The sequence below is a fragment of the Paenibacillus tianmuensis genome (assembly GCF_900100345.1).
Lineage (GTDB): Bacteria > Bacillota > Bacilli > Paenibacillales > NBRC-103111 > Paenibacillus_G > Paenibacillus_G tianmuensis.
Genome location: NZ_FMTT01000011.1, coordinates 144,617 through 153,293 on the forward strand (window position 1 = coordinate 144,617; position 8,677 = coordinate 153,293).

General features: G+C 53.9%; 10 protein-coding genes. 8 read left to right on the forward strand and 2 right to left on the reverse strand.

Going from position 1 to position 8,677, the window contains the following annotated elements; genetic code table 11:
- Positions 1-129 precede the first annotated feature (129 nt).
- From BLO51_RS10065 to BLO51_RS10100, 8 genes are all read left to right on the forward strand, one after another.
- On the forward strand, positions 130-936 hold the full coding sequence (locus BLO51_RS10065) for an ABC transporter permease (RefSeq protein ID WP_090670535.1): 807 nt from the start codon (positions 130-132) through the stop codon (positions 934-936).
- Between the two features lie 3 nt (positions 937-939).
- Entirely contained in the window at positions 940-1,749 is an 810-nt protein-coding gene (locus tag BLO51_RS10070) for an ABC transporter permease (RefSeq protein ID WP_090670539.1), read from the forward strand.
- A 155-nt stretch (positions 1,750-1,904) separates the two neighbouring features.
- The gene (locus tag BLO51_RS10075) at positions 1,905-3,023 is read left to right on the forward strand and encodes a radical SAM/SPASM domain-containing protein (protein ID WP_245719605.1); all 1,119 of its coding nucleotides are present in this window, start codon (positions 1,905-1,907) and stop codon (positions 3,021-3,023) included.
- A 21-nt stretch (positions 3,024-3,044) separates the two neighbouring features.
- On the forward strand, positions 3,045-4,070 hold the full coding sequence (locus BLO51_RS10080) for a Gfo/Idh/MocA family protein (protein WP_090670541.1): 1,026 nt from the start codon (positions 3,045-3,047) through the stop codon (positions 4,068-4,070).
- A gap of 17 nt (positions 4,071-4,087) precedes the next feature.
- The gene (locus tag BLO51_RS10085; protein ID WP_245719606.1) at positions 4,088-4,363 is read left to right on the forward strand and encodes an acyl carrier protein; all 276 of its coding nucleotides are present in this window, start codon (positions 4,088-4,090) and stop codon (positions 4,361-4,363) included.
- Positions 4,364-4,420: 57 nt separating this feature from the next.
- A complete protein-coding gene (locus BLO51_RS10090; protein ID WP_090670544.1) occupies positions 4,421-5,593 on the forward strand; it encodes a radical SAM protein in 1,173 nt (390 codons plus the stop codon).
- 38 nt (positions 5,594-5,631) lie between these two features.
- Positions 5,632-6,615 (forward strand): 3-oxoacyl-[acyl-carrier-protein] synthase III C-terminal domain-containing protein, encoded by a 984-nt coding sequence (locus tag BLO51_RS10095; protein ID WP_090670547.1) that lies wholly within the window; start codon positions 5,632-5,634, stop codon positions 6,613-6,615.
- Positions 6,612-7,616, forward strand: a complete 1,005-nt coding sequence (locus tag BLO51_RS10100) for a beta-ketoacyl-[acyl-carrier-protein] synthase family protein (protein WP_090670549.1) — start codon at positions 6,612-6,614, stop codon at positions 7,614-7,616. The genes BLO51_RS10095 and BLO51_RS10100 overlap by 4 nt, the downstream gene beginning before the upstream one ends.
- A 138-nt stretch (positions 7,617-7,754) precedes the next feature.
- On the opposite strand, the gene BLO51_RS29745 is transcribed toward BLO51_RS10100, so the two are convergent.
- Together BLO51_RS29745 and BLO51_RS29750 are read right to left on the reverse strand one after the other, a co-directional pair.
- The gene (locus BLO51_RS29745) at positions 7,755-8,207 is read right to left on the reverse strand and encodes a hypothetical protein (RefSeq protein WP_217266716.1); all 453 of its coding nucleotides are present in this window, start codon (positions 8,205-8,207) and stop codon (positions 7,755-7,757) included.
- Between the two features lie 31 nt (positions 8,208-8,238).
- Positions 8,239-8,523, reverse strand: a complete 285-nt coding sequence (locus tag BLO51_RS29750) for a hypothetical protein (protein ID WP_217266717.1) — start codon at positions 8,521-8,523, stop codon at positions 8,239-8,241.
- Positions 8,524-8,677: the final 154 nt, after the last annotated feature.

The following is an 8,677-nucleotide window of genomic DNA, read 5'->3' on the forward strand; positions in this document are numbered from 1 at the left end:
TGTGCGGTCTTTTCTGAAAAAATTGTTGATTCGCAAAAATTTTGACGAAAACCGCATCTCCCCATCATTCACAAAAATGAGGACCGGCGGCCGAAGACGGTATCGTCGGACTCCGCGAGAGGTAGCGCCATGGCTCATCGCAAGTATGTCGTCGCGTTCCGCATCGGCTTCCAAAGCTCGCTGGAATACCGCTTTAATTTTTTCCTCTCTCTGTTCAGCGCGGTATTTCCGATCGTCGTGCAATATTATATATGGACGGCGGTGTACGCGAGCGCCGGAGAGAGCGGCTTGTTCGGCTATTCTTATCAAGAGATGATCATGTATACGATCATTGCCGCCGTCGTCTCCAAGCTGGTGATTACGAATATGGAGCACGCCATCGCCGAAGATATCAAAAGCGGCGGATTGAATAAATATATGGTCAAGCCGATTGCGTATTTTGGCTTCCGCATCTGCTCGTTTATCGGGCAGCGATTGATCTATGTGACGATTTCCCTGTTCGTCATTCTGGCTTTAACCTTCGCATTGAACTCGTTCTATAACCAGCATACCGGACTTGAACGATTGCTGGCTTTTTTCCTCTCTCTGTGCCTGTCTGTCATTCTTAGCTTTCTGATCTCGTACGCTCTGTGCGCGTGCGCCTTCTGGTTGTCGGAAATTTCCTACTTTTTCGTTGTCACCAGCCTGCTGGTTAATATCATGAGTGGCGGCATGTTCCCGCTTGAAATATTCGGCGAAGGGCTGCAGCAGCTGTTTCGTTTCCTGCCATTCCACTATATGGTTTACTTCCCTGTCAACGTATTGAATGGAAAAATAGCGGGCGATCTGATTTGGCAAGGCATCGCCGGACAAGGCCTATGGACCGGTGTGATGCTGATCGTCTGCCATCTGGTCTGGAAGCGTGGGATGAAACGGTACTTGGGGCTAGGAGGCTGAGCTTTGAACTTCGTTACCGAACTGCGACGACATCTGCACATCCTGGCGTTATTCGCCAAAAACTCGGTCATTTCCCAGATGGAATACCGCTTTAATTTCATAACGGGCATATTCGTGGAGGCGGCGTTTCTGATGTCCAAGCTGCTGTATGCGGTCGTCGTGTACAAAACGAATGTGCGGATCAACGGGCTGTCGCCCGATACGATTCTGATGTTTATGGGGACGCATTTATGGCTGACGGGCATTTACATGGGTTTGTTCTTTAACAATTTCCTGCGTCTCAGCGATCATGTGCGCACAGGCAGTCTCGATCTGATGATGGTCAAGCCGATGTCGCTGCAATTTCTTGTGTCCTTGCGGTATATCGAGGTCGGGATGCCGATTCCGAATATGATAGCGGGGACCATCATGATCGCGATCGGCTGGAGCGCCGCGGGCATTCCGCTTACGCTGCTCCATGTCGCCGGATTTGTGGCCTTTCTGCTAGCCGCAACCGTCCTTACGTACTGCATTATGATCATTCCTTCGCTGCTCTCGTTCTGGTTCGTGAACACGTCGGCCGCCAGCGAAATTTCGTACTCCGTATGGGATTCCAACAATATGCCCGCATCCATGTACAACAAGTGGATACAGCGGATAGGGACGTTTGTCGTTCCGGTGTTTTTGATTACGAACTTTGCCCCGATGTTTGTGCTCGGCAAGCTGTCTGCCGCCGAATTGGCCTGGGGCGCGCTGGCCCCGGTCGTCTGCTTCCTGCTGGTCCGCTTCCTGTGGAAGCGGGCGCTGAGCGTGTACAGCAGCTCTAGTTTGTAGCGGAGCATTCGTCCGATGCGGCAAATGACGACGATAAGGGAGGTGATGCAGTTCGGAGCAAGCGCAGGCGGGAAGGTTCCGCAGATGAGGCAATCTTAGGCTGAATCGACAGGTCCTATACCAACCATGACATGAAAATTGGAGGAGGTTAGACGATGTCCGTACAACTTCGCAATGACACGGCTTCAACGATTTCACCGCTCTTGAGTATGTCGGCGCCCCGGTGGATTTGGCTGCAGCTTCTGGAGGCCTGTAATCTAAGGTGCAAAATGTGCTACGAATGGGGCGATAACGGCGCCTACAAGGAACGAACGACGCTGACGCAGCTGGATATCAAAGTGGTTAAGCAAATTATCGAGGATTGCAGCCCGGTCAAGCCTTATTACGATCTGTTTGGCGGAGAGCCTCTGATGTATCCGCAAATCGACGAGGTTCTGGCTGCATTAAAATATTACGGAAGCCAAGTCGCCTTCCCGACCAACGGAACGCTGCTGGAGAAGCACGCGGAGATGATTATCGAGAATGAGCCGCATCGTGTATGGGTGTCGATGGACGGTCCGGAGGAGATTAACGACCAGCAGCGCGGCAAGGGCGTATTCAAGAGAGCGATCCGCGGCATTGAGAAGCTTCATGCGCTCCGGGAGGAGAAGGGCAAGGAGTTTCCGAAGATCGGCACGATCTTCATCATTACCCCGCTAACGTACATGCATGTGGAAGAGCTTTTCTTCAAAAGCATGGATATTACGAAGCTGGATCATATCAGTTTGGAGTTTCAGTCGTTTATTACGCCGGAAGATCACATGAATTACCGCAATATTCTGAAAGATAATTTTGATCTGGATACGGATGCGGCCGTTTCCAAGGGCTTCGTCCGTGAATTATCCGAGTTTAGCGAGATGGATGCAAAGGAAATCGCCCGCCAAGTGCGCAACATCGAGGAGTACTGTAAGGAGAAAGGGGTTTATTTCAACGCCTATCCGCAGAACATGACCGAGGAGACGGTCGAGCTGTACTTCAGCGGAAACAGCCACAAGCTGTCGCATGCCAAGAAGCGCTGTGAGTTCCCTTGGCTCAGCACGGAGATCAATGCGAGAGGCGACGTGACGTCCTGTCATGCTTTCTATGACTTGACGCTCGGCAACGTAAACGAGCAGCGGCTGATTGATATCTGGAACGGACCGAAGTATAAGCAATACCGCAATTATTTGAAAAAAAATTCATTCCCGATCTGTCAGGCCTGCTGTCTGAACTTCAAGACGAAGACGGAAAAATAAAGGAAGCACGAGGTTGTGCCCATGAGAAAGAAACGAATCGGCGTGCTTGGCTGCGCTCACATCCTCGATCGGGCGCTGTTCACGCCCCTTAAGAGCCTCGAACACCTCGGCGTTCACGCCATTGCGAGCCGAACGAAGGCTAAAGCCGAGTCCTATGCGGACAAGTATGGCATTCCGCACGCGTTCGGCAGCTACGAGGAACTGCTGACCTGTGAGGAGATTGACTTCGTCTATATTGCGCTCAGCAACGAGCTGCATGCGGAATGGGCGATTCGTGCGCTGCAGGCGGGGAAGCCGGTGCTGGTGGAAAAGCCGATTTGTCTGAACACGGGGGAGCTTCGGCAGTTGATGGACGCGCAGGCGGCGTCCGGGTTGCCCGTGCTGGAAGGTTTGATGGTGCAGCACCATCCTTGGCAGAGCGAGATCAAGCGGATGATCGACCGCAGCACATACGGCCGCCTCTTGCAGGTAAGCTCGCAAATCTCGGTTCCGTTCCAGGACCCAGAGCGGCAAAACTATCGCAGCTTCCCGGAACGCGGCGGCGGTGCTTTCTATGATTTCGGCTGCTATTGGCTGCAATTCCTGCAAGCGGTGCTGGGGCTGGAGCCGTCGATCTGCGATGCGGAATCGGATTTTGCGGGACCGGGCGGCTGCGATTGGACGTTTCGGGCGGCGCTGGACCACGCGGACGGAGTGCGCGCCGAGCTTGTCGCCTCCTTCGAGATGCCGGCGGCTTCCCGGCATATGCTTGAATTTGAGCGTGCCGTTGTGACCGTGGACGATTTTTTCCGCGCCAGCATGGGAACGTACCGCATTGCGATTCGCATCCAAGATAAGCAGACCGGGGCGGTAGAGAAGCTGGCCTTTGACCCGCAAAATTATTTCGTGAATCAATTGGCGTTTTTCAGCGATGTGCTGGATGGGATAACAAGCAATGTGCCGATCGTTCAATCGTACGAGCGAATGGCGATGCACAAGCGGCTGCTGACGCTGGCGAGGGCGAAGCTGCCCGGATATCCGCTGGCCTTAGGCCAGCCACTGACTTAGATGAGGAGGAGTTTCTTATGGTGATGCAAACGGTGATGAAAATTTTGAGTGAAATCAAGGAGTCTCCGGAGCTGTTGTCCACGTTAAAGCCGGAGACGGATATCGTTAACGAGGTAGGACTCGATTCGCTGCAAATGATCAATTTCGTGCTGGCCATTGAAGATGCTTTCGATGTGGAAATCGACTTTGATCATTTCCAGCTCGAACACCTGAACTCCATTCAAGCTTTCGTCGCTTTCTTGGAGAGCGTGAGAGCGGATGTTTCGAACGGGGCAAGCGGCCAGACAGCTTAGCAGCCCGTTGTCGATGAATCATGAAAAACCGTTCGCCGAAAGATGGGAGGGCCGCTCATGCAACCGAAAACGAAAGTTACCTTTGACGGAAACACGTTTCATAATATGAAGCGGACGATTCGCAACATGTCCGTGACCAGCAAAGCGCTGCGGCGCGACCCGACGTTCGCGCTGGATATTCCCGAGGACATCGGCATCAAGCTGAACAACGGCTGTAATCTGCGCTGCAAGCATTGCTTCGAATGGGCGAGCGACGGCTTTCATCACGATATGGCCAAGGAGATAAAGAGTCAGGAGATCGAGTTTTCCCTGCTCGAACGCCTGCTGGAGCAAACGCGCCAGCGGAAATCCCGTTTGTTCCTTTGGGGCGGCGAGCCGCTGTATTACAGCAAATTTGACGAATTGGCCGACTTGCTGGAACGCGATCCCCGTAATACGACCGTTTGTACCAATGCGCTACTCGTGGAGCAGAAGCTGGATTCCGTGCTGAAAATATCGAAGGATATGACGCTGCTCATCAGCTTGGACGGCTTTGAAGCGGAGAACGACGCCATTCGCGGAAGGGGCACGTACAAGAAAGTCGTCCAAACGGTGAAGCTGCTGCTGGATCTGCAGCGAACCGGTGAGTTTCAAGGCCGCATTTCACTCAGCCTGACCATTAGCGATGCGATGGTCACGAAGCTGTACGATTTCATGGAATATTTCGAAGACCTCGGCGTTGATACGGTCTACTTCGTATTTCCCTGGTATATCCCAAGCGAGATTGCAGTAAAGATGGATGACTACTATACGCGGTATTTCCCTTGGCTGGAAGCGGCACAGCAGCAGCAGCGGTATAGCTGGCATTCCTTCACCTTCCGCGTCTCGGAATCGAATATCGAGCCGCTCGTCGCGGAGATCGACCGGATCAACGGGCGGGTGTGGAACAGCCGAATCCGGTTTCAGCCGGCGCTGGAGCGGGATGAGATCAGAGACTTTATTCTTGGCTCCGAGAAGCCGGCGATGAAACGGGAGCAATGCTTGGCGATTGCCAATCGGGTGGATGTGATGCCGGACGGGAAGGTCAACCCGTGCAAGTTTTTCCCCGAGTTTACGCTCGGCGACTTGAACGGGACGGAGCTGAAGGACGTGTATCATAACGAAAGTTTCCGGCGGCACCGGGAGACGCTCGGCCGAGGATTGACGCCGATCTGTTCGCGATGCGTGCTGCTCTATAACTACGGCCGATAAATCCCGCAACCAAGCGGCGACAGGAAAGAGGGCTGCGGATGATGCAAGGGCGGTTTCATATGGATGACTTCTCCGTATATCGGCCCGAGCTGACGGTGCCGATGGCGGACATCATTTCAAACGCGGTGCAATGCGGGTACCCTCTTGAGCACGATGAGGCTTATTACCGGGAGCGGGGGTTCGAGACCGTTGCGGTCGAAAGACGCCTATCGATGGAGGAAATGGCGGAGCGGGCACTTGAGCCTGTAGCGGAGCGGTGCAGGCGGGAAGGCATCGAGATCGGGGAAATCTGGTTTGCGCATACGTCACAGGTAGCTTGGCATGAATGCAATCTGTTCAAAACGATGCTGCTGCGCTGGGGCTGGGAGCAGGTTCCCTTGTACCCGGTCGAGGAGCATTCCTGCTCGACGTTCCATTGGTTTCTGCGCATGGCCGCCTATCCGTTGGCCCGTGATCCGGACAAAGCGGTGCTGTTTGTGACCGCCGATCTCGGAATCCATCCGTTCTATTATATCAATGAGTTCATCCTTAGCGGGGACAGCGCCAGCGCCTGCTTATTCCGCTGGGAATACGGCGATCATCAAACGCTTGCCGTAAAGTATAAAACGGCAGGCAAGGTCTACGATAACGATCCGTCTCGCCTGCGGCAGTTCCATGCGACTTTCTATATGAGTATTCGCAAGATGATGCTGGAGACGCTTCACGAAGCCGGGTTCACCTTTTCCGACATCCGTCTCGTCGTGTGCGGCAATACGAACCGGCAGGTTTGGGAGACGGTAGCCAGTTCGCTGCGGGTTTCGCCGGATATGTTTTACTACGCCACCATGCACGAAGTCGGGCATATTACGAATACGGACATCCCTTACAATATTTGGCGCGCGTTAGCCGACGGGGCTTTGCTGCCGGGGGACTATTATTTGACGGTTACCATCGGCACGGCCGGCACGCTCGGCTGTGCCCTGCACCGGTATGTGCCGATGAATCGGCCCGGGATTCCGGCCAAGGAGGAAGGGGAGCTATGAGCGCGCAAGTTTTTCCGGAAGGCAAGAAGCTGTATATTAGCGGGCTTCGGTGCATCGTTCCGGAGGCGGAAAGCTCCTTGGAGGCCTACTGTGCGGAGGCGGGACAGCCATGGGAAGATAGTCCGCCCAAGTGGCTGTTCGCGCATGCCGGGATGTCCTCGCCTTGGCCGGCCGTGGAGTCCGGTCCGTCGGATTCTTCGCTTCCCGCGGTACGGATTCCGGTGTTCGAAAAGCATCCCGTCGACTATTTGTGCGAGGAAGGGAAGCGCCGCTTCGGAGCGGACCGGAAGTTTGATCTGATCAGCTACTGCCACGAAACGGTGCAGCGTCCGCTGACGACCTTGCCGGGGTTCATGCTGTGTGCCGAGTTCGGGCATCGTCATGTGCAGCCGTTCGTGCTCGGACAGCTCGGAAGCCTCGCCTGTATTCGGGCGATCGACTGGTCTGGGCGCATGCTGGAGGATGGAGAAGGGACGAACGGCTTGCTCTGCATTGCGGATCGAACGGAGTATCCGTTCAGCCGGACGCCTTGGACAGGCTCGATCAAGGGGGACGCTGCGGTGTTGTGCACCTTAGCAACCGAAGCGGGCGAGTACGAAGTAACGAAATGCTGCATTCAGCCGTTCCTTCAAGCCGGACCGATGCGAGCGTGGACGACGGCCGATTACGAACGGACGATGCTGGCGCTTGCCCGGCTAGCCGAACAAGCGCTTCAGGAGATGAAGGCGGCGGGGAACGCGCCTGATCGGCTGGTGATTCAGAACGTGTCCGCTTCCTTCGTGACGGCTGTCGGCGAGGCTGGGGAACGCTGCGGGATTCCCGTCTATGTAAGGCAAACGCGGAAAGCGATTAATTTTTTTGGCAGCGATCCGTTCATTACCTTGCAGGAGGCGGAGGACAGCGGCCAGCTTCGGGAGGGACAGTCGGTTCTGCTCCTGTTTGCCAGCGCCGATTTCGGCATCGGACTGCTGACGCTTCGCAAAGCCGGGGAAGGTGGATAGCCTCCGAATTGTAGTCTGTGCCAAGAATCGCGAAAAAGACCGCCTTCCCTGCGAACGGCGGTCTTTTTCGCGATGAAACGTCATTTTTTTGCCGGAGATGATTTAAAGGCAGGGCGTCACCGCCGATTTCTGGGGTTGTTAGGTAAATAAGGTATCTGGGGTGATTTTGTTGGTGGTCGCTTCCTGACATACGAACTGATTTGCTCTGCCTCTCCTTGTTCCTTCTCTAGCTTCGCTTGATATTCTATCCGGATCGCCAGCAGCTCGCGCTCCTTCACCACGTCTTTCCACTCGTTCAGACGCTCCAGCGCCTCTCGATGACGTTCCTCGGCGCTCGCCCCTCAGCTCGTCCATCGCCGTGAGATAGGCCTCCAGATCCGCTATGCGTGCCGCTTGTTTCTCGGATAACGCGGTCAACCGGGAAACTTCCGTTCCACAGATATTCTGATCGATTGCCCTTCGCTTGGTGGGACCGACTGGAGGAGCTGGGGGATCCAAACCAAATAAAAAAGCCTCCACCAATTTGCAGAGGGCAACTAAAAAAAACGGCCCTTGCCGCAAAGGATGCGAACAAGAGTCGTTTTTTTGCATTGTTCCACGAAATGAAATCGTCGCTTCAGAGTTAATTAGAGTGGAAAATAGGAACTGGGAGCGTTATTCTAACGGCTCCATACCATCCAAAAAAGTCTATGTAAGTGCCCGCTCCTTTGTCTGTGTTTATAAGCATCCATGCTCCTGCTGCTGCAACGGCGGTCACCGCAGAAGCAAACCAAGCTGGAGGAGTTACCGAAAAGAAAAGCATCGTCGCTTGCATAGCAGCAATTGTTCCTGCAACAGATGCAGTATATAAAAGAATATTATCTTTAAATTTTGGCTCAAAACCAAAATTAGCGGTTGACGAATTCAAATGAGTGTAGAACGAGGATTAAAATGGAAAAACATCTGCAAATCCTGTATTGTTGTAAGTCCTACCAAAACAACAAAAGGATATGACAGATGCCACTCCAGTATATCAACGAACTGCTCGGATTACCAGAGCTAAAACTTCAAAAAATCGTCTC